This is a genomic window from Pseudomonas sp. SP16.1, assembly GCF_052682975.1.
Window position 1 is genome coordinate 730034 of record NZ_JBQYFZ010000001.1, and the last position, 23766, is coordinate 753799.

A 23766-nucleotide genomic window follows, 5' to 3' on the forward strand; every position below is an offset into this window, starting at 1 on the left:
CAGCGTGCCGACCGCCGCCCTACCTTCGCCTGTCCGCGCCAGCCTCGCCCAGCCGGCTGCCGCGGTCGATCCGATGTTGCGCACGTGCTACCGCGGCCTGTCGCTGGGCAGCCATTTCCAGCCGATCTTCAGCGTCGCCCACGGCCGCGCGGTGGGCTACGAAGGCCTGATCCGCGCCTGGCACGACGATGGCAGCATGGAGTCGCCGGCGGCCTTGCTGGCCATGCCGGACGATGGCCGCGCCTGCCTGGAGCTGGACCGCAGCTGCCGCACCCTGCACGTGCACAACTTCGCCCGCCAGGACAGCGGCCAGGCCTGGCTGTTCCTCAACCTGAACTCGCAGTACCTGGTCAGCGAACGCCCGGACATCGGCTTCACCCGCGACCTGCTGCACAGCGCCGGCATCGCCGCGCAGCGGCTGGTCATCGAGATCATCGAGAGCGAGGTGCGCGACCAGGACCAGCTGCGGCGCTTCATCCACTACTTCCGCGAACTCGGCTGCCTGATCGCCATCGACGACTTCGGCGCCGGCCATTCCAACTTCGACCGCATCTGGGATCTGCAGCCCGACATCGTCAAGATCGACCGCCGCCTGATCCAGGACGCCAGCGGCTCGCGGCGCGTCGAGCGGATCCTCAACGGCCTGGTCAGCCTGCTGCACGAGGCCGGCAGCCTGGTGGTGGTCGAGGGCGTGGAGACCGAGCACGAGGCCCTGCTGGCCATCGCCGCCAACGCCGACATGGTCCAGGGCTACTACTTCGCCAGGCCGCAGCCGCGCATCGGCGAGCCGCCGGGCGTGGCCGAGCGCTTCGCCGGCCTGCTGCGCGGCCAGCAATGGCAGAACGTCAAGCGCCGCGCCGACCTGCAGCACTATTCGCGGGAGGTGGAAGACCTGTTCCGCCAGGCCGTGGCGGAATTCGCCCGGCACCGGCAGTTCACCCGGAGCTGCGGCCTGCTGTTCGCCGACCCGCGCGCGGTGCGCTGCTATCTGCTCGACGAAGCGGGTTACCAGGTGTCGCCCAACGTCTGTGCGCCGCACTACCAGCAGCGGCTGAACCTGCGCTTCGCCCCCTTGCTGTGCGGCGACAACGCCAACTGGTCGCACCGCCACTACCACTACCGGGCCCTGAAGCAACCGGGCGTGGTGCAGGTCAGCCAGCCTTACCTGTCGGTGGCCGACTCGCGTCTGTGCATCACCCTGTCGCAGACCGTCAGGGTCCTCGACCGGCTGCACGTGTTCTGCTGCGACCTGGACTGGCCGGAGCGCTGAGATCCCGTCCGGCGGGGGCGAGCTCGCCACGTCGCGGAGCAAGGCCCGCGGTTGTCCGCGGCGCGCTCAAGCCGTTCCCGCTTGGTTCGTGCCCCGATCGCAGCCGGCTCAGGGTGTGGGAGTCACCCGCCACAGGGTATTGGCCAGGTCGTCGGCGACGATCAGCGCACCGCGCGGATCGACCGTCACGCCCACCGGGCGCCCGCGCGTGGTGCCGTCGGCGCTGCGAAAGCCGGTCACGAAGTCCTGCGGCGGCCCGGCGGGACGACCGTCGCGGAACGGCACGAAGACCACCTTGTAGCCGACCGGCTGCTCGCGGTTCCAGCTGCCGTGCTCGCCGACGAACACCCCCTCGGCGAACGCCTCGCCCATGGCCGCCGTGGAAAAGTCCAGGCCGAGGGCGGCGACGTGCGCGCCCAGGCTGTAGTCCGGGGCGATGGCGCTGGCGACCTTGGCCGGGTCCTGCGGCCGCACCCGCGGGTCGAGGTTCTGCCCCCAGTAGCTGTAGGGCCAGCCATAGAAACCACCTTCGCGCACCGAGGTCAGGTAGTCCGGAACCAGGTTCTCGCCCAGCTCATCGCGCTCGTTGACCACCGCCCACAACTGCCCGGAGCCCGGCTGGATCGCCAGCGCCATCGGGTTGCGCAGGCCGGTGGCGTAGGGCTTGTAGGCGCCGGTTGCGGCGTCGATCTGCCAGATCATGGCGCGGTCGACCTCCGCCGCCATGCCGCGCTCGGTGATATTGCTGTTGGAGCCGATGCCGACATAGAGCAAGCGCCCGTCCTCGCTGATGGTCAGCGCCTTGGTCCAGTGATGGTTGATCTCGGCGGGCAGGTCGGCGACCTTGTTCGGCGGGCCGCTGGCCTCGGTCTGGCCCTCCCGGTAATCGAAGCGCAGCAGCGCGTCCTGGTTGGCCACGTACAGACTGCTCTCGTGCAGTGCCAGCCCGTACGGCGCGTTGAGCTCGTCGGCGAACACCGTCTGCAGCTCGTAGCGGCCGTCGCCGTCGGCGTCGCGCAGCAGGGTCAGGCGGTCGCCGCCTTTGACCTTGGTATTGCCGCTGGCCTTGATATAGCCGGCGATCACGTCCTTGGGCTTGAGCTTGGCCGCATTGCCGCCGCGGCCTTCGGCCACCAGGATATCGCCGTTGGGCAGCACCAGCGTCTGCCGCGGGATCTTCAGGTCGGTGGCGATCGCCGTGACGCTGTAGCCCTGCGGCACCGACGGCTTCTGCTCGCCCCAGGGCGCCGGCTCGGCGATGGTCATGCTCGGCAGCACCCCCCGCTCCGGCTCCGGCAGCTCGGGCGCGGGGCCGAGCGTCTGCTCGAAATCGTGTTCATCGCTACCGCAGGCGCCGAGCAGCAGCGCCAGCGTCATTACCGCCAATGCGTTCGCCCGGTTCATGCCGCACCTCCCGCACGCAGGTTGCTCAGGCCCATCCAGGTCGCCGCGCAGGCCAGCAGCGTGACGATCACCGACAGCAGCAGGCCGGACGGCATGGTGGCCCAGGCGTCCTTGGCATGCTCCAGGGCATTGAAAAAGCCCAGCACCCAGGTCGCCACGAGCAGGAGAAAGTAATTCAGCGGCCGCCCCTTGCGCGGCTCGGCGCGGATCAGGTTGACCAGCGCGAACAGCAACGCCAGCCCGCAGAACAGCAGACCGCCGGCGATCAACCAGGCGGAGAAGTTGCTCCACTGAATTTGATAGGTGCGGTAGTAGGCGATATCGCTCAGCAGCGCGCCGAGAAACAACGGAACGGTCCCGGCGAGCAGGCTCGCATGCAGCGGGTGCGGCGTGGTTCGGTAACTGGAAATGGTGGCGGTCACGGCGGGCTCCTTATCGCGGGGCGACCCCGGCTCGATGCCGACGCGGATGCGCAGGCCCCCAGGCTCGCTCTGACTGTGCATAAGAAGGGGATCGTGGGGGGCGTGCTTAGTTCAGGTTGTTTGGCGGGGCGGCTTGCGGCGGTCTACCGTCTCAACATCCGGTTAAGGAACGACCGCGAATTTGGTGTGCGCCGGGTGCGAAAGAGCGTGGCGAGCGCCTTGGATGAACGCTCGAGCCTGTCCATCAAAAGCTCTCGTGTCCTTCCGGTTCAGAGGGTGCGTAGATAGTGATCCTGAACCTTCTCTCCAGCAGATCGAGTACCTGTTGGACATGCGGCCCCGGTTTGTCGGACTTTATCTGATGCTTCATCGAGGAAAACGTGTCCAGCGAAACCCTGACCCCATCGATGGTTATCCAGAACCAGGAATCAGACTGCAGCCCAGATTCGACGCCCTCGAAGTGTTGCAATAAGTAGTTCTTTAACTCCTCGTGAACATCCCAATAGTCTTCTTGGTATTCGAGTTCGGCGAAAATCATGGCTGCTCCTGAAACCTAGTGTTTAGTTAAGGGACGGCCGCGAGCGTAGCTTGCGAGCACGCCGGTGGGAGCGCAGCGAACGACTTGACTCATTGTTATGTTGCGACGCTACCTTGCTCCTTTGAGAAACCTTTGACGACAAGGTAGAGCAATGGGCCGATGGATGCAAAAACTGCTGTGATTGCGATGTACGGGACTATGGCGATGAATGGTTTGTTGCGTGATTTGTTGTCTTGATACATCCAGATGCAAGTCATCGTGGCGAGAATGTAGAGATCGATGACGACTTGCGCGGTGTCCAGGTTGGACATTAGTTCAATGCCGAAGTCTACAAGCGATTGCTCTGCTTGGGACATTGTAAATACTGTGTAGGTTGTGAATGCCAACAGTACGATTAGTGGCAACGCTACTTTTTTCATGACACCTTCCTTGGCTAGAAGTGAAATATAACGTTTGGTTAAGGGGCGGGCTTTAGCCCGTCCCAGTGAGCGGAGCGAGCGAGTTGAACCAATTGTTATACACCTGGCTGCGGTGCGACCTTGAATTTAGGCCATTGGTTGTAACCGACGCTTGGGTTGTTTGATTGTAGTTCTTTTATGAATTCGACTTCTTTCACGTTTACTTCCTTGTCTGTTGCAGTTTCGGACTCCCAGAGAATTTGCTTGCGAACTGTAAAGTCGCGCATTTGTTCTGGGGTGAAGTCGCGTTCAATCAGCTTGCTGTCGGCGCTGCCAAAGTAATTTAGCGTTCCAGTTAAGTCTTTGCCAACGTAAATCTTGCCGTTCGGGTAAGTGATTTTGTAAATGACTTTCATAGGCGGCGCCGATGTTGGATGGCGAGTGTGTATAACGTTTGGTTAAGGGGCCGGCTTTAGCCGGTCCCGAGTGAGCGAAGCGAACGACTTGAACCACTAGTTAGGTGTTACGTAGGAAGTCGACCAAGCGCTCGTTGATACGATACATTGGAGTATTTCCTGGTGTTATGTCTTGCACAAAGCCGTGCTGCGCCAGATACAGAACTGCCGCTCTCAATTCCGGGTGCTTGTCGGTGTGATACTCGAAGCATGGCTCGCTTGTAAAGGCTATTACTGTATTGCTTTCTTTTATAAAGAAGGCTCTAACACCTTTGCCTTGAGGTGAGCTAATGTCTGAACGCATTTCTTCTATTATTTCAGGGAATCTTAATTCTATGTCTTTCCATAGCTTTTCTGATGCCTTGGCCTCTTTTTTCTCGCGGCGTGCATCAGTGAATTTATCTGCAAGGTAATTTCCTGCTGCTCCTGTAAGAGCGCCTGATAGAAATCCTATGGAAAGAGATAGAAGATCCATTTTTCACCTAACGTTTGGTTAAGGGGCGGGCTTTAGCCCGTCCCAGTGAGCGAAGCGAACGATTTGAACCAGTTGTTATAAGTCAATCATAGCAACCCAGTTGGAAGTCATAGCGGGGGTCAAATATCTCTTTCCCAAGCAAGTCCTCAAATTTTGAAAGCTGATGGCGATCTAGATCATATCCATAATAAGAGTCTTCAATGCTAGACCAGCCCATTATTGCTTTCAGACTCTCGAAATTTCCATCTGGTATTGCTATCTCGAAAATAAGGGTCTCTGTATTTTTATCGAAGGCTTCAATGACATAATTCATGGCTCGATTATCCTTGTGCTATCCGCAGCTTTTGTCTGTTCGCCCGTAATATGATCAAACTCACCCAGGTGCTTTCCACGCTTGTTATATTTCTCTACTGCACCATGCTGAAAGTCCCACTCATAAATATTTCCATCGCTGTCTTTCCAGCGTGGTCTGAGTTTTCCGCCGCCTTGGACAGAGGTTTTCTTTTTAGCTTTTACTGCGTCAGGGAAGGCGGGTAAGGCTGTTGGCGCGGGTTGATAGCCCAACCCAGGAACACTCATCACCACATACAGCGGCTGTATTCCCGATTCAGCCGGGAAGACCAAGATGAAATCTTTGTACTCGGGCGGGTAAATTGGATTTTCCAGCGCTTTCGCAGCTGCATCCGTTGCTGGATAAACCCAAATAGGTGGGACTTGCGGCCCTGCCTTCAGGGGAGGGATGCCTAACGCGTCTACGGAATCAACTGCAGGCGTCCAGACTAATGTGATTCCACCGCCGAAATCGGCTACCTGCTCCTCACCCTGGGGCGTGAACTGCACCACATCGATCATTTCCCAGCCGGTCTTGGCGGCTGTATGAAAGCCGTAGGCTTTGATGGTGCCGTCAGCTCCCTGTTCGATGCGAAACCGCACTCTCGTGCGTGCGCTCGTCATTCTGCGGAGCTGCTCAGGTGTGTAGAGATCCGAGTTACCCATTGGGCTGGGCCACATCAGAGCAACCAGCCCAACTAGAGTGCTTGCTATGACACCGCCTGTAATAACGGCTCCAGAAGAGGCTGCCCCACCCGCAACACTACCCCCACCAACAGCCCCGCCAGCTGATCCCGCTACGGCAAGGCCGCGAAGCGATAAACCGCTCAGCCCGGCAATAGACTCGCCAGATAGGCGACTCAGTGGGTAGTCACCGTTGGCATTAGCGCTGCTGGCGGCCAGTACAGCTGTTTTGCCATAGCGGCTAATGAGTTCAGCCGGAGCCGTGCGTGGATAATCGATTTGGCCGTCAGGCAAGGTGCAGGGCTTTGCAAAGACACAGCCGGCCGGTGGTGCCAGCGGCGCTGCTTTCTTGGGTTCTTCCACGTTCAGAACGAGTGGGCGTGGCTGTTGTTTATCGAAATCTCCGTTGTAGGGCGGAGCGGGTGGCTCCTTTCGTTCATCTCTATTATTTGGGACGTAGCCGCTCATCTGGAAATCTTCCTTGAAAAAGGCGAAATGATACGCCGTGGTGGTGGTCAGTCCATGCGCGTTGTCACGCTTTAACGGTCATGCTTAATTTTTTGTATCTCGCGGCGGTTTTGCGAACTTGAAGTCACGCAATTTTTTGCTCTGACTTATAACGTTTGGTTAAGGGGCGGGCTTTAGCCCGTCCCAGCGAGCGAAGCGAGCGGTTTGAACCATTTGTTATGCGCTCTTCATGTGGTCAAGCCACTCTATTGTTTTTGTGGCAGGGTTTACATATACAAAAATCAAGCCACTAGGAGGTCTGCTATTTTCGTCGAAACCGATAGCGCTAAGTTCTTTTAGACCAGAATGGTACTCCGATAGAAACTCTAGGAATATTTCAATAATTTCATTGTAATTATTGTCATCTGCTGGCTTTGGAATAAGTAGTTTGAACCTGTGGTTGTCGTTAGCCTCTGCATATATTGCGAAGGCTAAGGTGTAAGGGTTGTTTTTACTGATTTTCCCTTTTGTGCCGTAAAGCACTGGCTCAATTTTTGGTTGAGACATAACTTTTGTCGTGGTTTCAGAAAGCTTTTTCTTGAGAATGGCGTAATGATCTTTCCCCATTTCCCCGAAAAAAGCTTCGAAATATGGCTTTGAAATATACGCGGCTACAAGTGGAAAGATGAACCATTCTAGGCATGCTTGAGGCCCACTTGGGGGTCTAGACTCGACTGACACTTTAATTTTGTCATTGCTTAGTCCCTCTTTGAAATCTTGGAATAGATCTTCTGGAAGGCTTTCTTCATATATCAGTGCGATGTCAGGTTTGCTCATGGCCTCTTCCTTGTGTGCATAACGTTTGGTTAAGGGGCCGGCTTTAGCCGGTCCCGAGTGAGCGAAGCGAGCGACTTGAACCATTTGTTAGGGGTGCTCGATGTACCATTGCAGATACTTGACTCGCTCTTGTGTCTTTTCTAGAAGGCAAGCAGTGTAGATTGTCCCAAAGCCGCTTCCTGTGATTGACTCATAGGTCTCAAAATCGCAGCTTTCATCTCGGAACTTTATCCATGCAATTTGGGCTTCTTTAAGATAACCGTCTTGAGATTTTGCTCCCTGAGCCTGCGGAGCACCGTTATCTTTGTATCTTGCAACAAGTACCTTGTATGACTGATTTAAGGAGGTATCAGCTTTTTTGAGTTGACGCTTGAGGCATTGATACATCTCTACTTCATTGGTTGCAGAACTACATATGTTCTCTTTCATTGGGGCTGCATGAGCAATACCTGCGAAAGCTCCAGCAAAGATAAATGTAGCTGCAGATTTTCGGTTCATGATTACCCTAACTATTAATTAGGCGACATCGCTGTCGCGTTTCCACGCGACAGCTGTCGCATAACCTTCCTTGTCGTCTTGTAAGTCCTTGTCTAGCTTGAAGGTGGTCGCGGCAAACGCGACAGCACTCAGGGAGAAACGCGACATGGATGACGGCAAGCCCAAGCTGCTGGATCAACTGCGCCAGCAGATTCGAGTCAGAAACTATTCCATCCGTACCGAAACTGTCTATGCCGAGTGGGCAAAACGCTATATCCGCTTCCATCGCTATCGACATCCGGCGGAGATGGGCGCGGCGGAGATCGAGGCTTTTCTGACCCACCTGGCGGTCAAGCGCGATGTGTCCGCCTCGACGCAGAACCAGGCCCTGGCCGCGCTGCTGTTTCTCTACAAGGAGGTACTCAAGCTGGATCTGCCCTGGTTGCAGGGCATAGCGCGGGCGAAGAAGCCCCAGCATCTGCCGGTGGTGTTGACTCACGCCGAGGTGGAGGCCTTGCTGGCGCAGTTGCAAGGCGTGAGCTGGATCGTCGCCAACCTGCTCTACGGCTCGGGCTTGCGTCTGCTGGAGGCGCTGCGGCTGCGGGTCAAGGACCTGGATTTCGCCCGGCGGGAGATTCTGGTGCGCGATGGCAAGGGCCAGAAGGACCGCGTGACCATGTTGCCCATGCGCGTCGTCGAGCCGCTGCGGCTTCATCTCGACAGGGTGCGGCAGCTGCATCGCAGCGACCTCGCCGAGGGATTTGGCGAGGCCAACTTGCCTTTCGCCCTGGTGCGCAAGTATCCCAATGCGGCGAAGGAGTGGGGCTGGCAGTTCGTCTTTCCATCGCTCAATCGTTCGCGGGACCCGCGCGGCCAGGGGATATTCCGCCATCACCTGCACGAGAAGACCATCCAGCGTGCGGTGCGCGAGGCGGCGCGGCGTGCCGGTTCGATCAAGCACGCCACGCCGCATTCGCTGCGCCATTCCTTCGCCACCCACCTGCTGGAGGCGGGCCAGGACATTCGCACGGTGCAGGAGCTGCTCGGCCACGCCGACGTGAAGACCACCATGATCTACACCCATGTGCTCAATCGCGGCGGTTTGGCGGTGCTAAGCCCGTTGGATCGCTAAGGCGATTCTGAAAGGCTATGTCCCAGTATTGTGTTGCACGGTGTCGATGCTTTGCGTAGGAGCCGCGCCCCGCGGCGAATGCTGTGCACTCCTCTGCTTGTGCGCAATGGCTGCAATCGTTTCGCCCCGAGGCGGGGCTCCTACGCTGTGTTCGCCGGTTCCTTGAGGTGCTGTGTCGTGGCCTGCCAACGGCCGCAACAGCCAATTGGGACATGGCCTTCTGAAAAGGCCATTGACCGCCACGCCTGCGAAGGCGCTGGTCCAGGTGCTGCGTAGCCTCCGGGTTATTCCCCTTCGGGCCAGCGCAAGCGCTGTTCAGCGATAAAGCTGCTGTCCCGCCTTCGCGGGAATGACGACTATTTCAGGGTATGCCCGGGCGCGCCGACGGGCGGCGGTAACCTCCGGTAAATCTCCGCGGCCAACGCTCGGTTGCATTCAGCGCGTCCGACTTCTTATAGTTCCGCCGGCATTTTTGCAGGCCTGGCTCGTGCCCACGAGCGGCGCGCCAGGCTTTGACCGCACTGGTGAGAGGCCATGATCGATATAAGAAACCTGACCAAGCGTTTTGCGCAGCACACGGCTGTCGACGACCTGTCGTTCCAGGTCCAGCCGGGGGAGGTGCTGGGCTTTCTCGGCCCCAACGGCGCCGGCAAATCCACCACCATGAAGATGCTCACCGGCTTTCTCGCGCCGACCTCCGGCACGGCGAGCATCCTCGGCTGCGATATCCGGACCCGGACCCTCGAGGCCCAGCGGCAGATCGGTTACCTGCCCGAAGGCGCGCCCTGCTACGGCGACATGACGGTACGCGGCTTCCTCGACTTCATCGCCGAGGTGCGCGGCTTCCGTGGCGCCGAGAAGCGCCAGCGGGTCGAGCGCGCGGTGGCCCAGGTGGAGCTGGACAAGGTACTGGAGCAGAGCATCGAGACGCTCTCCAAGGGCTTCAAGCGCCGCGTCGGCCTGGCCCAGGCGATCCTCCACGATCCGCGCGTGCTGATCCTCGACGAGCCCACCGACGGCCTCGATCCCAACCAGAAGCATCAGGTGCGCCAACTGATCCAGGGCCTGGCGCGCGACAAGATCGTGATCATTTCCACCCACATCCTCGAAGAGGTCACGGCGCTGTGCACTCGCGCGGTGGTGATCGCCCAGGGCCGCCTGCTGGCCGACGGCACGCCGCTGGAGCTGGAGAGCCGCTCGCGCTACCACCAGGCGGTGACCCTGGTGGCCGCCGAGCCGCTGGACCTGGACGCCCTGGCCGCGCTGCCGGGGGTGGCCGGCATCGAGGAGAACCATCTGGAGCACAGCTTCAGCGTGCTGGCCAGGCCGGGCGAGGTGATCTTCCCGCAGGTCAATGCACTGATCGGCCAGCGCGGCTGGCAGATCAAGGAACTCAACGTGGAACGCGGCCGGCTCGACGAAGTGTTCCGCAGCCTGACCCGGGGAGAGCAGCCATGACCCAGTTGCCGGTGATCTTCAAGCGCGAGCTGGCGAGCTACTTCGCCACGCCGCTGGCCTATGTATTCATCGTGATCTTCCTGGTGCTGTCCGGGGTGTTCACCTTCTACCTGGGCGGTTTCTTCGAGGGTGGCCAGGCCAACCTCTCGGCCTTCTTCAACTTCCACCCCTGGCTCTATTTGTTCCTGGTGCCGGCGATCGCCATGCGCCTGTGGGCAGAGGAGCGCAAGTCAGGCTCCATCGAACTGCTGATGACCCTGCCGATCACCCGCTTCGAGGCGGTCACCGGCAAGTTCCTCGCCGCCTGGGTGTTCGCCGGCATCGCGCTGCTGCTGACCTTCCCGATGATCATCACGGTCAACTACCTGGGCGAGCCGGACAACGGCGCCATCGCCACCGGCTATATCGGCAGCTGGCTGCTGGCCGGCGCGTATCTCGCCATCGGCTCGTGCATGTCGGCGCTGAGCAAGAACCAGGTGATCGCCTTCATCCTCGCGGTCAGCGCCTGCTTCCTGTTTATCGTCAGCGGCTTTCCCATGGTGCTCGACGCCTTCGCCTGGGCGCCGCAGTGGTTGGTGGACGCCATCGCCTCGCTGAGCTTCCTGGTGCGCTTCGACGCCATCAGCAAGGGCGTGATCGATTTGCGCGACCTGCTGTATTTCCTCTCGCTGATCGCTGCCTGGCTGACCGCCACCGCGGTGGTCATCGACCTGAAGAAAGCCGACTGAGGAGCGCCCATGAAAAAGCTGATCTATTCCGGCGCCGGGCTGCTGCTGATCGCGGCGGCCTTTCTCGCCTTCAACCTGCTGGCCGGCCTGGGCCTGGGCGGTGCGCGCCTGGACCTGACCGAGCAGAAGCTCTACACCATCTCGGACGGCACCAGACAGATCCTTGGCGAGCTGGACGAGCCGATCAACCTGTACTTCTTCTACTCGGACAAGGTGGCCAAGGACCTGCCGGCGCTGCGCACCTACGCCCAGCGCGTGGAGGAGATGCTCAAGGCCTACCAGGCGCAGGCGAACGGCAAGATCCGCCTGCACATCATCGACCCCGAACCCTTCTCCGAGGACGAGGACAAGGCCGCCGAGTTCGGCCTGCAGGGCATCCCCCTGCAGCAGGGCGGGGATTCGATCTACTTCGGCCTGGCCGGCACCAACGCGCTGGACGACACCCAGGTGATCCCGTTCTTCGCCCTGGACCAGGAGGAGCACCTCGAATACGAACTGAGCCGCCTGGTGCAGAGCCTGGCCAAGCCCGAGCTGCCGGTGGTCGGCGTGCTCTCCGGGCTGCCCATGACCGGTGGCTTCGACATGATGGCGCGCCAGCCGACGCCGCCATGGATGGTGCTGGAGCAGGTGCGCCAGCTGTTTTCGATCGAGCAGCTCAAGGCCGACGTCGACCTGATTCCCGACAACGTCTCGGTGCTGTGGCTGGTGCATCCGAAGAACCTGCCCGAGCAGACCCTGTACGCCATCGACCAGTTCGTCCTGCGCGGCGGCAAGCTGATGGTGTTCGTCGACCCCTTCGCCGAGGCCGACAGCGGCGACATGCCGGGCGAGATGGCGCTGGACAAGGCCTCGAACATCGAGCCGCTGTTCCAGGCCTGGGGCCTGCGCCTGGTGCCGGACAAGGTGCTCGGCGACGGTTCCTACGCCATGTCGGTGAATATGGGCCAGGGTCAGCGCCCGGTGCGCCACGCCGCCTGGCTGAGCCTGCCGCGCAAGGCGCTGGACCAGGAGGACATCGCCACCGCCGGGCTGGAGAGCGTCACCGTCGCCACCGCAGGCATCCTCGAGCCGGTCGAAGGCGCCAAGACCCGCTTCACCCCGCTGATGCAGAGCTCCGAGTACGCCATGCCCTTCGACGCCCAGCGCTTCGCCATGCTGAGCACCCCGGAGGAGCTGATCCGCGAGCTGGAGCCCACCGGCGAGCGCTACGCCATCGCCGCGCGCATCGACGGCCCGGCGCAGAGCGCCTTCCCCGACGGCATCGAAGGGCGCAAGGACGGTCTCAAGCAGGCGGACAACATCAACGTCATCGCCGTGGCCGATACCGATATCTTGAGCGACCGCCTGTGGGTGCAGGTGCAGGACTTCTTCGGCCAGCGCATCCCGCAGCCCTGGGCGGATAACGGCAGCTTCGCGATCAACGCGCTGGACAACCTGGCCGGCTCCGAGGCGCTGATCAGCGTGCGTTCGCGCGGCCGCTTCAGCCGTCCGTTCGTGGTGGTGGAAGAGTTGCAGCGCGCCGCCGAACAGCGCTTCCGCGAGAAGGAGCAGGCGCTGCAGGCGCGCCTGGCCGAGACCGAGCAGCAACTGGCGGCGCTGCAGCGCAGCGACGACCCGACCCAGGCGCTGGAGCTGACGCCGGAGCAACAGAGCGCGCTGCAGAGCTTCATCCAGCAGAAGCTGTCGATTCGCAAGGAGCTGCGCGAGGTGCGCTACCAGCTCAACGCCGATATCGAGGCGCTGGGCCGCACCCTGAAGATCGTCAACATCGCCCTGGTGCCGGCGCTGCTGACCCTCGGCGTGCTGGCCTTGTGGCTGTGGCGGCGGCGTCGTCGCGCCTGATGAGATGCGTTGCGTAGGGTGCAATCCGGGGGAAACGGTTGAACATGCCCCGGATTGCATCCGGGCTACGCCTCGAGTTCGTAGGTGGATAGCGCTTTTCATATCCACCTTACGAGCCCGCTTCGTATTCGAGAGTGAGGAGATCATGGGGCGCAAAGGTCTGATCGCATTGATCGTCATCGTGCTGCTGTGCCTGCTGGGTTACCTGGCGCTGCAGCAGCGCCAGCAGCAGGGCACTGCACAGCTCGAACGCGCGCCCTGGCTGGCGGCCGAGCAATCTTACCTGGGCAGCCTGCAGGCGCTGGAGATCGAGAGCCCCGGCGAGCCGGCGGTGCGTATCGAGCGCCGCGGCGACAGCTGGGTGGTGCCGGCCAAGGCCGACTATCCGGCCGCGCGCGAGCCGCTCGCCGAGCTGCTGCGCGCCCTGCGCGAGGCCAGGACGGTCGAGGCCAAGACCGCCAACGCCCAGTGGCACGCGCGCCTGGGCTTGGCGGAAAGCGGCGAGGAGGGCGAGCAGGCGCTGCGCCTGAAGCTGCAGTTCGACGGCCATCCCGAGTTGAGCCTGCGCCTGGGCAAGCCGTCGCAACAGGGCAGCGGGCAACTGGTACGCCGCGCCGGCGAGGACCAGGTGTGGTTGATCGATCGGCAGCTGGACCTGCCGACCCGCGAACTGGACTGGCTGGATCGGCGCGTCACCGACATCCCCTTCGCCAGCGCCAAGAGCTTGCAGCTGCGCTACGCCGATGGCGAGGCGCTGAGCCTGAGCAAGGTCGACGCCGAGCAATACAACTTCACCGTCGAGCAGCTGGGCAAGGACCAGAAGCTCAGCTTCGAGGGCGCGGCCAACGGCATGGTCACGCTGTTCTCCAACCTGCGTTTCGCCGATGCCGCGCCGTTGGCGCAGGTCGGTTTCAAGCAGGCGCCGATGCTGCAGTTCAGCCTCAGTGGTTTCGATGGGCAGCAGCTCGAGGGCGCGCTGTACCAGCAGGGCGAACAGCACTGGCTGGTGCTCGGCGAACGCCAGGGATTCGAGGACGGCGAGGTGGCCGCGCGCAGCGATTGGGCCTATCGTCTGGACGCCGAGCAGGTGCAGAGGCTGGCGAAGAAGTTGCGCGATTTGCTGGCGAAAAACGGATAAAAACCGGCTGTAACCCCGATGTTGTCTGGTTTGCGCTCGGTTCTAAAAAAGTGCTTTTCAGTCACATTTCATGCTTTATACTCGGCCCAGCGGTTGCAGCAAGAACGCCCTTCGCTTGACCTGCTCCATGCTCCAATTGCCGGGGTTGGCGAACGATGGACAGAACGTTTTTACCGAGCCGTCACAGCGCCTATTCGGGACAATAAAAATTTGCGAGTTGGAGAAGTTGGCAATGGCAGATCGTGAGACCGGAACCGTCAAATGGTTCAATGATTCCAAGGGATACGGGTTCATTCAGCGCGAAAGCGGCCCGGACGTTTTCGTTCACTACCGCGCCATCCGCGGCGAAGGCCACCGCACTCTGGTCGAAGGCCAGAAGGTCGAGTTCGGCGTGACCCAGGGCCAGAAAGGCCTGCAGGCGGAAGACGTCTCCGCGCTCTGAGCTCCAGCTCGAAACAACACAAGGCCCGTCGATGACGGGCCTTGTCGTTTGTGGCGTACCTTGGGCCGCTAAGGCCTGGATCACTGTAGCCCGGATGTAATCCGGCAAGTGTGCCGGCATGCCCCGGATTGCATCCGGGCCACGGGCTAGGGGCGAAGATAATGACCCCACGCAGCTTTGCCTAGGAGCCTCGCCCCGGGGCGAGGCTTTGCCAGGCCGTGCAGCCCAGATTCGCGGCGAGGCGCCGCTCCTACAGATTTGGTGCGTGACGGGTATGGCGCCAAGCGGCCGCTGTTATTCGGTGCGCCAGACGATCTCGGTTTCACCATCGGCATCGACCTTGATCCAACGGTCGGCTTCTTCCTCGCTTTCGTCCTCGATCCAGCTGCCCGGTGCGCAGCGCACCTGTACGCCGAGCGCAGCATGGGCGGCGCGGGCGCAGGCGAGGTCGTCGGCCCAGGGCGTGGCGTCGCTTTCCAGATACAGGCTGTGCCATTTGCCCACGGCTTTCGGCAGCCAGGTCACCGGCACGCCGCCGGCCGTGCACTTGAAGGTCTGGCCCTTTTGCTGCCAGTCGCTGCACGGGCCGAGCGCCTCGCCCAGCCACTGGGCCACGGCGTCGCGTTCGGCGTCTTTCAGGTAGATCTCGATATCGGGTTGGCGCATGGCTTCTAGTCCTGAGAACTCGTGCTCGGAGTTTTGACGATCCAATCGTAGCGGATGGCGACGGTCACTTCGAAGGGCGCGGCGATCACTGCCTCGCGCCGCTCGGCGCTGGCGCGCCAGCCGTGCGGAGTCATGGCCAGCAGGTCGGCGCGGGCCTGGGCGTCGGCCAGATACAACGGGAACTGCAGGGTCTCGCTGTGCGCCAGGCGCATGCCCGGTGGAATCAGCGTCAGGTGCTTCTCGTCGTCGTAATCGCGCACCTTGTCGTACAGCTTCTGCCGCAATTCCATCAGGTGCACGCGGGTCGGGCCCATGCGCAGCAGGCCGCCGCCGGGGGCGAGCAGGCGCCTGGCCTCGCTCCAGTCGAGCGGACTGAACACGCTGGCCAGCAGCTCGCAACTGGCATCGGCGAGCGGCACGCGGGCCATGCTCGCCACCAGCCAGTTCAGCTGCGGGGCGCGTTTGCAGGCACGCTTGATCGCCTCGCGGGAGATATCCAGGGCATAACCCTCGGCCTCGGGCAACCCTCGGGCGATCTGCTCGGTGTAGTAACCCTCGCCACAGCCGATATCCAGCCAGCGCGCCGGCTGGCGCTCGGCGGCCAGTGCGGCCAGGCGCGCCGCCAGCGGGGCGTAGTGGCCGCCGTCGAGAAAACGCCGGCGCGCCTCGACCATGGCAGCGTTGTCGCCGGGGTCGCGGCTGTTCTTGTGCTGCACCGGCAGCAGGTTGTAGTAGCCCTGGCGGGCGCGGTCGAAGCTATGCCGGTTGCTGCAGGCCAGACCGCTGTCGCTGCGTTCCAGCGACGTCTGGCAGAGGGGGCAGATCAGCATGCGTAAAATCCGGGAATAGGCCGTCGCGAGCGCGCCGAGAGCAAGGCGGACGGAACGCAGCGACGAGACATATCGAATAGATAGGCGAGGAGCGAGTACCGCCCAACGCAGCTATCGGTGTGCGCAGCAGGCATATTCATGGATTTTCATGCCAGCAGTTTCACCAGGGTTCGGTAGTAAACCTCGGTGAGCAGGTCCAGATCGCTGGCCAGCACCCGCTCGTTGATCTGGTGGATGGTGGCGTTGACCGGGCCGAGCTCGACCACCTGGGTGCCGAGGGTGGCGATGAAGCGCCCGTCGGAGGTGCCGCCGCTGGTCGACGGCGTGGTCTCGCGACCGGTGACGCTCTTGATGCTGGCGGCCACGGCGTCGAGCAGGTCGCCCGGCTGGGTGAGGAACGGCAGTCCGGACAGCGCCCACTCCAGGTGGTAGTCCAGGCCGTGCTTGTCGAGGATGGCGGCGACGCGCTGCTGCAGGCCCTCGACGGTGGACTCGGTGGAGAAGCGGAAGTTGAACACCGCCTTCAGCTCGCCGGGAATCACGTTGGTGGCGCCGGTACCGGAGTTGAGGTTGGACACCTGGAAGCTGGTCGGCGGGAAATAGGCGTTGCCGTGGTCCCAGTGCTCGGCGGCCAGTTCGGCCAGCGCCGGGGCGGCCAGGTGAATGGGGTTCTTCGCCAGGTGCGGGTAGGCCACGTGGCCTTGCTTGCCGTAGACGGTCAAGGTGCAGCCGAGCGAGCCGCGGCGACCGTTCTTCACCACATCGCCGAGCAGGCTGGTGCTCGATGGCTCGCCGACGATGCACCAATCCAGGCGCTCGCTGCGTTCGCGCAGGCGTTCGACCACCGCCTTGGTGCCGTGCTGGGCCGGGCCTTCCTCGTCGCTGGTGATCAAAAAGGCGATGGCGCCCTTGTGCTGAGGGTAATCGGCGACGAAACGCTCGACCGCGACGATCATGCTCGCCAGGCTACCCTTCATGTCGGCGGCGCCCCGGCCGCAGAGCATGCCGTCGTCGTCCACGCGCACGTCGAACGGCTGGTACTGCCAGGCGTCCAGCGGGCCGGTGGGCACCACGTCGGTGTGGCCGGCGAAGCACAGCACGGGGCCGTCGCCACCGCGCCTGGCCCAGAAGTTCTCCACCTCTTCGATGCGCATGCGCTCCACCTCGAAGCCGCAGGCGGCCAGGCGGCGCATCATCAGGTCCTGGCAGCCCTCGTCGACCGGGGTCACGGACGGACGGCGGATCAGGTCGAAGGCGAGCTCCAGGGTCGGGGTGAGGGTGGCGGTCATCGTGGCTCCGGTACGGCGGCTGGCGTGAAGGCCGGCCATCTTAAAGCAAAAGTGGTTACCGATCAGTCATAAGGCGCGCAGCAGGATGCGTTCGCAATCCGCCAGGTCGAGCTCGCCCCACAGTCCCGGCGTGGCGAGGGCCTGGCGCTGCAGCTGCGCCAGCACCTCGGGCACCGCCTCGGCGTCCAGGCCGTGCTCGGTCAGGCGGGTCGCCAGGCCGAGGCGGCGAAACAGCGCGGTGGTGGCAGCGATGGCGTCGTCGATACGCTGCCGCCGATCGCCCTGGTGCAGCTGCCAGACGCGCTCGGCGTATTGCGTCAGCTTGGCGCCCTTGGCCTCGCGCTGTTCGGCGAGTTGCGCGGGCAGCAGCACGGCCAGCGCCTGGGCCGGGGCGAGGTGATAGAGGGCGCTCAGTTGCTGGCCGATCAGCCGGGCGCTGCGGTCTCGCGGCACGCCGCAGCCGTACGCGCCATCGAGCGCCTGCAGCGCGCACCAGAGCAGGTTGGCGTGCACGGCGCTGTCGCCTGGGCTGGCCGTGAGCGCCAGGCCTTGCTCGATCAGCGTCAGCAGCAGGCCTTCGGCGTAGCGATCCTGCAGGGGCGCGTCGCTCTGCCGGGTGAGGTAGCGCTCCAGCGTCCGGACGAACGCCTCGATCAGCGCGTGGGCCAGCTGGCGCTGGGATGCATTGGCCCTGCTGGCGGGGTCGAGGATGGCGAAGCGCGGATGCAGCAGCGGGCTGGCGAAGGGCAGCTTGCGTTGCCACTCGACATGGCTGACCAGGCCGTTGGCCCGCTGCAACGCGCGGCCGAACGGCAGGGTCAGCACGCAACCCAGCGGCAGCGCCGCGCGAATCGGCATGCCGGTGAGCAGCTGCAGCGGCTCGCCGGCATGGCACAGGGCGGCGGCGAGGAACTTGCCGGCATCGATCGGCCCGTCGCCGCCGACGGCCAGGATGAAGTCGCAACGCTCGTGCCTGGCCAGGCTGAGCGCGCGCAGCAGGGTGTCGTACTGCGGGCAGGTCTCGATCCCGGCGAAGCGATTGAGGAGGCAGTGGCGCAGGTTGCGTTCGACCTCGGCCCAGAGACCGTTGCGCAGGATATCGGCGCCGCCGTGCAGGGCCAGCACGCGGCTGCCGGGTGGGATCTCCTCGGCCAGGCGGGCGAGCTGGCCGTGGCCGAAGTGCAGGCGGGTGGGGTTATGAATGCTGAAGTTGCGCATGGGCGAGGCCTCGCTGCTGCGCTCAACTATAGCGCCGGCACCGGCGGCCTGCGTCCGACCCGCCCGGCGGGCTTGGGCGTGGCCGGGGGCGCGCCTATAATGCGCGCCTGCTGGCAGGGGACGAGATGAACACAGACGAACAACGCTTCGGCGGCATAGCCCGGCTCTACGGCCGTGACGGTTACCAGCGGCTGGCCGCCGCGCATGTGGCGGTGGTCGGTATCGGCGGCGTCGGCTCCTGGGCGGCCGAGGCGCTGGCGCGCTCGGGGGTCGGCGAGATCTCGCTGTTCGACCTGGACGACGTCTGCATCACCAATACCAACCGTCAGCTGCACGCCGTCGAGGGCGCGGTGGGCAAGGCCAAGGTCGACGAGATGGCGGCGCGCATCCGCGCCATCAACCCGGACTGCGTGGTGCACGCGGTAGCCGATTTCGTCACCCGCGAGACCATGGCCGAATACATCACCGAACAGCTCGACGGGGTGATCGACTGCATCGACAGCGTGCCGGCCAAGGCCGCGCTGATCGCCTGGTGCAAGCGGCGCAAGATCCAGATCGTCACCACCGGCGGCGCCGGCGGCCAGGTCGACCCGACGCAGATCCAGATCGCCGACCTCAACAAGACCTTCAACGACCCGCTGGCAGCCAAGGTGCGCAGCACCCTGCGCCGCGACTACGGCTTCTCGCGCACGCCGGGGCGCACCTACGGCGTGCCCTGCGTATTTTCCACCGAACAGCTGCGCTACCCCAAGCCGGACGGCAGCGTATGCCAGGCCAAGGGCTTCGTCGGCGAAGGGGTCAAGCTCGACTGCGCCGGCGGTTTCGGCGCGGTGATGATGGTCACCGCCAGCTTCGGCATGGCGGCGGTCGCCAAGCTGGTGGACAAGCTCGTGGCCGGCGCACGACGGCCTGCCGAGCGCGGGCGCAGCGACTGATGGCGCCCTGCCCGCAGGCGCGCCTGGCTAAGCTGGGACGAACAGGACGTGCGCCGGGAGGGCAGGGACGCTTCGACCTGTCTGCGTGTTGAGGTGGTCCGTGGCATACCTGTTTCCCCGTCTGCGCCGCCTACCGCGCCTGCTGTTGCTCGTCTCGCTCCTGCTGATGGGCGGCGCGCTGCCCGCGGCGGCTGAGCCAAGGCTGCGCATCGGTACCGGCGACTGGGTGCCCTATGTCGACCAGCGCCGCGACGATGGCGGCGCCCTGGCGCGCCTGGTCCGCGCGGTATTCGCCGAGGCGGGCCTGGAGGTGGAGTACCGCTTGTACCCCTGGGATCGCAACGTGCTGATGCTGCAGCAGGGCCAGCTGGACGCGATCATGCCCTACAGCTGCAGCTCCAGCCGCCTCGACTACGCGGTGTGCAGCGAGCCGCTGGTGCGTGGCGAGGTGGTGCTGTTCCATCGGCGCCAGCTGGATTTCGACTGGCGGCGCATCGAGGACCTCGGCCGCTACCGCATCGGCACCACCCTCGGCTATTCCTACGGCTCGCGTTTCGACCGGGCGCAGCAGAAGGGGCTGCTGCAGGTGACGCAGAGCGGCAAGGAGGACACCAGCTTCCGCCTGCTGGAGCACGGGCGCATCGACCTGCATCCGCAGGACCGCGCGGTGGGCTACGCCACGCTGCGCCGCCTGTTCCCCGGCGCCGAGGGCCGCGCCATCACCCATCACCCGCGCCACCTGAACACCGAGCCGCTGCGCCTGCTGTTTCGCAAGGACGACGCTCGGGCCGCCGAGCTGCTGCGCCGGTTCAACGTCCAGTTGCGGCGTTTCGCCGAACGCGGCGATCTGGAACGCCTGCAGCAGGCGCTGTATTCCGGCGATGCCGATGCCTGGCAGCCCGACAACCGGGGGCAGGCGAGGCGGGACTGAGGCGCGAATGCCTCTATACTCGCCGACCGTTTCCTTGAGATCGCCGTGATGACCAATAACGATGTGCTGCGCAGCCTGCGCTACCTGCTGGATGTCGGCGATGCCGAGCTGGTGGAGATCTGCCTGCTGGCGGACCATCCGGTGACCCTGGAGCAGATGTCCGCCTGCCTGCGCAAGGAGGACGAGGCCGGCTACCAGAGTTGCAGCGACGCGCTGCTGGCGCATGTGCTGGAAGGCCTGGTGTTCTGCAAGCGCGGCAAGGACGACAGCCGGGAGCGTTTGCCGGTGGCGACGCGGCTGAGCAACAACATCGTGCTGAAGAAGCTGCGCGTGGCCTTCGAGCTCAAGGACGAGGACATGCAGGCCATCCTCCAGACCGCCGACCTGCCGATGACCAAGGCCGAGCTCGGCGCGCTGTTCCGCAAGCCCGGGCACAAGAACTACCGCGAGTGCGGCGACCAGATCCTGCGCAACTTCCTGCGTGGGCTGACGCTGCGCGAGCGGGGCAAGGACGACTAGAAGCGTGGCAACGCCGAACTGTCGGTGAGTTGCGCTCTATCCAGGTAGTGCGCGCTTCGTAGGGCGGGTCAGGCCGCGCCCCCTGTCGGAAACGCTGCCCATCCATGGGGTCGCTGGCGCGCTTGCGGCATTCACCGAACTCATGGGGATCGCGCCCGGCGGGTGATGCGGCGCGACGGTGGCGATCGTTCGGCGTTGGGCGCCGCTAGCGTTCGCCAGGCCTTGTCGCCCTGCGCACCATGCATGCGTCACAGGGCCCGGTGCGCATGGCGCACCCCGCAAGGATGCGCCGCGCGTACCGGGCTAGGCGCAAACCCGCGCGATGGCCGCGGCCAGCTGCTCCAGACGACTGGCCTCCATCCCCGCGACATTGGCGCGGCCGCTGCCGACCATGTAGACGCTGAAATCCTCGCGCAGGCGCTGCACCTGCAGCGGCGTCAGGCCGGTGTAGGAGAACATGCCGCGCTGCTCGGCGATATGCGCGAAGCGCTCGCTCAGGCCGTGCGGCGCCAGCGTCTCGACCAGGCCGCGACGCAGGCTGGCGACGCGCAGGCGCATGCCTTCCAGCTCGTCCTGCCACAGGTTCCTGAGTTCGGCGTCGGCGAGAATCTCGGCGACCACCGCGGCGCCGTGGGCCGGCGGCGTCGACCACAGGTTGCGGGCGATGGACGCCAGCTGGCTGCGGATATCGGTGAGCTTGTCGGCGCTCGCTGCGCAGACGATCAGCGCGCCGGTGCGTTCGCGGTACAGGCCGAAGTTCTTCGAGCAGGAGCTGGTGATCAGCAGTTCCGGCAGCTCGGCGGCGAACAGGCGCACCGCCCAGGCGTCCTGCTCCAGGCCGTCGCCGAAGCCCTGGTAGGCGAAGTCGATCAAGGGCAGCAGTTCGCGCGCCTTGACCACTTCCAGCACGCGCTTCCAGTCACGCGGGGCGAGGTCGAAGCCGGTGGGGTTGTGGCAGCAGGCGTGCAGCAGCACCACGTCGCCCTTGGGCAGGTGGGCCAGCGCCGCGATCATCGCCTCCACATCCAGCCGGTTGTCGGCGCCGACGTAGGGGTAGTGGCCGACCTTGAGTCCGGCCGCGGCGAACAGCGTCTCGTGGATCGGCCAGGTCGGGTCGCTCAGCCAGATGCCGCGCCCCGGCAGGCAGTGGCGGATGAAGTCGCCGGCCAGGCGCAGGGCGCCGGTGCCGCCGGGCGTCTGGGTGGCGCCGGCGCGCTGGCCGACCAGCAGCGACGAGTCCGCGCCCAGCACCAGCTGGCTAAGGCGCGCGCCGAAGGCCGCATCGCCGTGGCCGCCGACGTAGGTCTTGGTCAGCTCGGCGTCTACCAGGCGCTGCTCGGCCAGCTTGACCGCGCGTGGGATCGGCGTCAGGCCCTGGGCGTCCTTGTACACGCCGACGCCCAGGTCCATCTTGGCCGGGTTGCGGTCCAGGCGATAAGCCTCCATCAGGCTCAGGATCGGGTCGCCCGGCACCCGGGCGATGGCGGCGAAATGGTTCACTTGCGACCCTCGGCAGCGGCGGCCAGCACATCGGTGCGCGCGGCCATGATGAAGTCGTTGCGGTGCAGGCCGCGCATCTCGTGGCTCCACCAGGTGACGGTGACCTTGCCCCATTCGGTGAGCAGGGCCGGGTGGTGGCCGACTTCCTCGGCGATGGCGCCGACCGCGTTGGTGAAGGCCAGGGCGTGGCGGAAGTTCTTGAACAGGTACACGCGCTCCAGCTCCATGTGGTCGCCGCGCACCTCGATATTCCAGTCCGGAATTTCGCGGATCAGTTCGGCCAGTTCTTCATCGGACACCTTGGGCGCGTCGGCGCGGCAGGCTTCGCATTGGGCTTGGGCAAGGGACATGGGGATTCTCCTGGGTAAGCAACTAGGGTTGATTAGGCAAATATCGACATACCGCGTCTGTAGGAGCCGCGCCCAGCGGCGAATCGGGGCAGCGCATAGTTGCAGAGCTTCGTCCCGAGGCGGGGCTCCTACAAAAAGGCGCTGCGCAAGCCTTCTCGGCTTGGCTTCAGGCCGCAACCGCTGATCGGCTCGCTCCTCTCCCATAAATGGGCGAGGAGAGTTAAAAGCCTACGCGGCTTTCGGCGGAAACTTCGGCGCGTGCAGGCCCATCCGCATGGCCTGGTGCACCAGCGCCATGATGTCTTCATGGGCCAGTTCGAACAGACGCTTGAGTTCGGGCAACACGAAGTACAGCGGCTGCAGGATGTCGATCCGGTAGGGCGTGCGCATCGCCTCCAGCGGATCGAAGGCCTGGTGCTCGGGCACGTCGGACAGGGCGTAGAGGGTTTCCTTCGGCGAGGAGAGGATGCCGCCGCCGTAGATGCGCCGGCCTTCCGGGGTGTCGACTAGGCCGAACTCGATGGTCAGCCAGTACAGCCGCGCCAGGTAGACGCGCTCTTCCTTGCTGGCCTTGAGGCCGAGCTTGCCATAGGTGTGGGTGAACTCGGCGAACCAGGGGTTGGTCAGCAGCGGGCAGTGGCCGAAGATCTCGTGGAAGATGTCCGGCTCCTGCAGGTAGTCCAGCTCCTCGGGGGTGCGGATAAAGGTGGCCACCGGGAACTGCTTGCTGGCCAGCAGCTCGAAGAAGGTCTGGAACGGGATCAGCGCCGGCACCCGCGCCACGCGCCAGCCGGTGCTGGCTTCGAGCACGCGGTTGATCTCGCCGAGCTGGGGAATGCGCTCCAGCGGCAGGCCGAGCTGTTCGATACCGTCCAGGTATTCCTGGCAGGCGCGGCCTTCAATCACCTTCAACTGGCGGGTGATCAGGGTGTTCCACACCTGGTGCTCGGCTTCCGGGTAGTGGATAAAGCCGCTGTCGTCCGGTTCCCGGGCCAGGTACTGCGTACTCTTCATCGATGCCTCCTGCGGGGGCTGTTGTTCTTGTGTTGGA

27 protein-coding genes are annotated in these 23766 nt (G+C 63.8%); 10 read left to right on the forward strand and 17 right to left on the reverse strand.

From position 1 onward, the window contains the following. Positions 1 to 4 precede the first annotated feature (4 nt). Positions 5 to 1270, forward strand: a complete 1266-nt coding sequence (locus tag ACUTAF_RS03710) for an EAL domain-containing protein (protein WP_445578705.1) — start codon at positions 5 to 7, stop codon at positions 1268 to 1270. 108 nt (positions 1271 to 1378) lie between these two features. Here the strand turns inward: ACUTAF_RS03710 and ACUTAF_RS03715 are convergent, their stop codons facing one another. The 10 genes from ACUTAF_RS03715 to ACUTAF_RS03760 all read right to left on the reverse strand — a co-directional run bounded on the left by ACUTAF_RS03715 (position 1379) and on the right by ACUTAF_RS03760 (position 7758). Then, positions 1379 to 2674: a PQQ-dependent sugar dehydrogenase gene (locus tag ACUTAF_RS03715; protein ID WP_445578706.1), complete on the reverse strand. Its 1296-nt coding sequence runs from the start codon at positions 2672 to 2674 to the stop codon at positions 1379 to 1381. Continuing rightward, positions 2671 to 3096 carry a DUF2231 domain-containing protein gene (locus tag ACUTAF_RS03720; RefSeq protein WP_445578707.1) on the reverse strand — a complete coding sequence of 142 codons (426 nt, stop codon included), beginning with the start codon at positions 3094 to 3096 and terminating at the stop codon, positions 2671 to 2673. Before ACUTAF_RS03720 ends, ACUTAF_RS03715 begins: the two co-directional genes overlap by 4 nt. 244 nt (positions 3097 to 3340) lie before the next feature. Continuing rightward, a complete protein-coding gene (locus ACUTAF_RS03725) occupies positions 3341 to 3634 on the reverse strand; it encodes a hypothetical protein (protein WP_445578708.1) in 294 nt (97 codons plus the stop codon). A 95-nt stretch (positions 3635 to 3729) separates the two neighbouring features. After that, complete coding sequence (locus ACUTAF_RS03730) at positions 3730 to 4053, reverse strand: DUF2834 domain-containing protein (protein ID WP_445578709.1); 324 nt, start codon at positions 4051 to 4053, stop codon at positions 3730 to 3732. Between the two features lie 95 nt (positions 4054 to 4148). Further along, on the reverse strand, positions 4149 to 4448 hold the full coding sequence (locus ACUTAF_RS03735) for a GIY-YIG nuclease family protein (protein WP_445578710.1): 300 nt from the start codon (positions 4446 to 4448) through the stop codon (positions 4149 to 4151). A gap of 100 nt (positions 4449 to 4548) precedes the next feature. Then, positions 4549 to 4962, reverse strand: a complete 414-nt coding sequence (locus ACUTAF_RS03740) for a hypothetical protein (protein WP_445578711.1) — start codon at positions 4960 to 4962, stop codon at positions 4549 to 4551. A gap of 82 nt (positions 4963 to 5044) precedes the next feature. Beyond that, positions 5045 to 5275 carry a DUF7683 domain-containing protein gene (locus ACUTAF_RS03745; protein ID WP_445578712.1) on the reverse strand — a complete coding sequence of 77 codons (231 nt, stop codon included), beginning with the start codon at positions 5273 to 5275 and terminating at the stop codon, positions 5045 to 5047. After that, on the reverse strand, positions 5272 to 6444 hold the full coding sequence (locus ACUTAF_RS03750) for a colicin E3/pyocin S6 family cytotoxin (protein WP_445578713.1): 1173 nt from the start codon (positions 6442 to 6444) through the stop codon (positions 5272 to 5274). The genes ACUTAF_RS03745 and ACUTAF_RS03750 overlap by 4 nt, the downstream gene beginning before the upstream one ends. Positions 6445 to 6660: 216 nt before the next feature. Beyond that, positions 6661 to 7260, reverse strand: coding sequence for a hypothetical protein (locus ACUTAF_RS03755; protein ID WP_445578714.1), 600 nt, complete (start codon positions 7258 to 7260; stop codon positions 6661 to 6663). An 87-nt stretch (positions 7261 to 7347) separates the two neighbouring features. Continuing rightward, entirely contained in the window at positions 7348 to 7758 is a 411-nt protein-coding gene (locus ACUTAF_RS03760; protein ID WP_445578715.1) for a lysozyme inhibitor LprI family protein, read from the reverse strand. 145 nt (positions 7759 to 7903) lie between these two features. On the opposite strand from ACUTAF_RS03760, the gene ACUTAF_RS03765 reads away from it, so the two are divergent. The 6 genes from ACUTAF_RS03765 to ACUTAF_RS03790 all read left to right on the forward strand — a co-directional run bounded on the left by ACUTAF_RS03765 (position 7904) and on the right by ACUTAF_RS03790 (position 14477). Further along, positions 7904 to 8869: an integron integrase gene (locus ACUTAF_RS03765; protein ID WP_445578716.1), complete on the forward strand. Its 966-nt coding sequence runs from the start codon at positions 7904 to 7906 to the stop codon at positions 8867 to 8869. Between the two features lie 534 nt (positions 8870 to 9403). Further along, entirely contained in the window at positions 9404 to 10327 is a 924-nt protein-coding gene (locus tag ACUTAF_RS03770; RefSeq protein WP_445578717.1) for an ABC transporter ATP-binding protein, read from the forward strand. Continuing rightward, positions 10324 to 11055: an ABC transporter permease subunit gene (locus ACUTAF_RS03775; protein ID WP_445578718.1), complete on the forward strand. Its 732-nt coding sequence runs from the start codon at positions 10324 to 10326 to the stop codon at positions 11053 to 11055. Before ACUTAF_RS03770 ends, ACUTAF_RS03775 begins: the two co-directional genes overlap by 4 nt. Positions 11056 to 11064: 9 nt before the next feature. Beyond that, positions 11065 to 12897 carry a GldG family protein gene (locus ACUTAF_RS03780; RefSeq protein WP_445578719.1) on the forward strand — a complete coding sequence of 611 codons (1833 nt, stop codon included), beginning with the start codon at positions 11065 to 11067 and terminating at the stop codon, positions 12895 to 12897. A gap of 145 nt (positions 12898 to 13042) precedes the next feature. After that, positions 13043 to 14035: a DUF4340 domain-containing protein gene (locus ACUTAF_RS03785; RefSeq protein WP_445578720.1), complete on the forward strand. Its 993-nt coding sequence runs from the start codon at positions 13043 to 13045 to the stop codon at positions 14033 to 14035. Positions 14036 to 14267: 232 nt separating this feature from the next. Then, on the forward strand, positions 14268 to 14477 hold the full coding sequence (locus tag ACUTAF_RS03790) for a cold-shock protein (RefSeq protein ID WP_013716441.1): 210 nt from the start codon (positions 14268 to 14270) through the stop codon (positions 14475 to 14477). Positions 14478 to 14771: 294 nt separating this feature from the next. On the opposite strand, the gene ACUTAF_RS03795 is transcribed toward ACUTAF_RS03790, so the two are convergent. The 4 genes from ACUTAF_RS03795 to ACUTAF_RS03810 form a co-directional block, all read right to left on the reverse strand. Continuing rightward, on the reverse strand, positions 14772 to 15143 hold the full coding sequence (locus ACUTAF_RS03795; RefSeq protein WP_445578721.1) for a hypothetical protein: 372 nt from the start codon (positions 15141 to 15143) through the stop codon (positions 14772 to 14774). Between the two features lie 5 nt (positions 15144 to 15148). Beyond that, the gene (locus ACUTAF_RS03800; RefSeq protein WP_445578722.1) at positions 15149 to 15973 is read right to left on the reverse strand and encodes a putative RNA methyltransferase; all 825 of its coding nucleotides are present in this window, start codon (positions 15971 to 15973) and stop codon (positions 15149 to 15151) included. Positions 15974 to 16119: 146 nt separating this feature from the next. Then, a complete protein-coding gene (gene dapE, locus ACUTAF_RS03805; RefSeq protein WP_445578723.1) occupies positions 16120 to 17262 on the reverse strand; it encodes a succinyl-diaminopimelate desuccinylase in 1143 nt (380 codons plus the stop codon). A 66-nt stretch (positions 17263 to 17328) separates the two neighbouring features. After that, positions 17329 to 18480, reverse strand: a complete 1152-nt coding sequence (locus ACUTAF_RS03810) for an iron-containing alcohol dehydrogenase (RefSeq protein ID WP_445578724.1) — start codon at positions 18478 to 18480, stop codon at positions 17329 to 17331. 125 nt (positions 18481 to 18605) lie between these two features. On the opposite strand from ACUTAF_RS03810, the gene tcdA reads away from it, so the two are divergent. The 3 genes from tcdA (at position 18606) to ACUTAF_RS03825 (ending at position 20865) form a co-directional block, all read left to right on the forward strand. After that, the gene (tcdA, locus tag ACUTAF_RS03815) at positions 18606 to 19415 is read left to right on the forward strand and encodes a tRNA cyclic N6-threonylcarbamoyladenosine(37) synthase TcdA (protein ID WP_445578725.1); all 810 of its coding nucleotides are present in this window, start codon (positions 18606 to 18608) and stop codon (positions 19413 to 19415) included. 100 nt (positions 19416 to 19515) lie between these two features. After that, positions 19516 to 20346 carry a substrate-binding periplasmic protein gene (locus ACUTAF_RS03820; protein WP_445578726.1) on the forward strand — a complete coding sequence of 277 codons (831 nt, stop codon included), beginning with the start codon at positions 19516 to 19518 and terminating at the stop codon, positions 20344 to 20346. 48 nt (positions 20347 to 20394) lie between these two features. Further along, complete coding sequence (locus tag ACUTAF_RS03825) at positions 20395 to 20865, forward strand: YehS family protein (protein ID WP_445578727.1); 471 nt, start codon at positions 20395 to 20397, stop codon at positions 20863 to 20865. Between the two features lie 303 nt (positions 20866 to 21168). On the opposite strand, the gene ACUTAF_RS03830 is transcribed toward ACUTAF_RS03825, so the two are convergent. From ACUTAF_RS03830 to phhA, 3 genes are all read right to left on the reverse strand, one after another. After that, the gene (locus ACUTAF_RS03830) at positions 21169 to 22365 is read right to left on the reverse strand and encodes an amino acid aminotransferase (protein ID WP_445578728.1); all 1197 of its coding nucleotides are present in this window, start codon (positions 22363 to 22365) and stop codon (positions 21169 to 21171) included. Beyond that, entirely contained in the window at positions 22362 to 22715 is a 354-nt protein-coding gene (locus ACUTAF_RS03835) for a 4a-hydroxytetrahydrobiopterin dehydratase (RefSeq protein ID WP_003241907.1), read from the reverse strand. The genes ACUTAF_RS03830 and ACUTAF_RS03835 overlap by 4 nt, the downstream gene beginning before the upstream one ends. Before the next feature lie 228 nt (positions 22716 to 22943). Further along, positions 22944 to 23729 carry a phenylalanine 4-monooxygenase gene (gene phhA / locus ACUTAF_RS03840; RefSeq protein WP_445578729.1) on the reverse strand — a complete coding sequence of 262 codons (786 nt, stop codon included), beginning with the start codon at positions 23727 to 23729 and terminating at the stop codon, positions 22944 to 22946. Between the last annotated feature and the right edge of the window lie 37 nt (positions 23730 to 23766).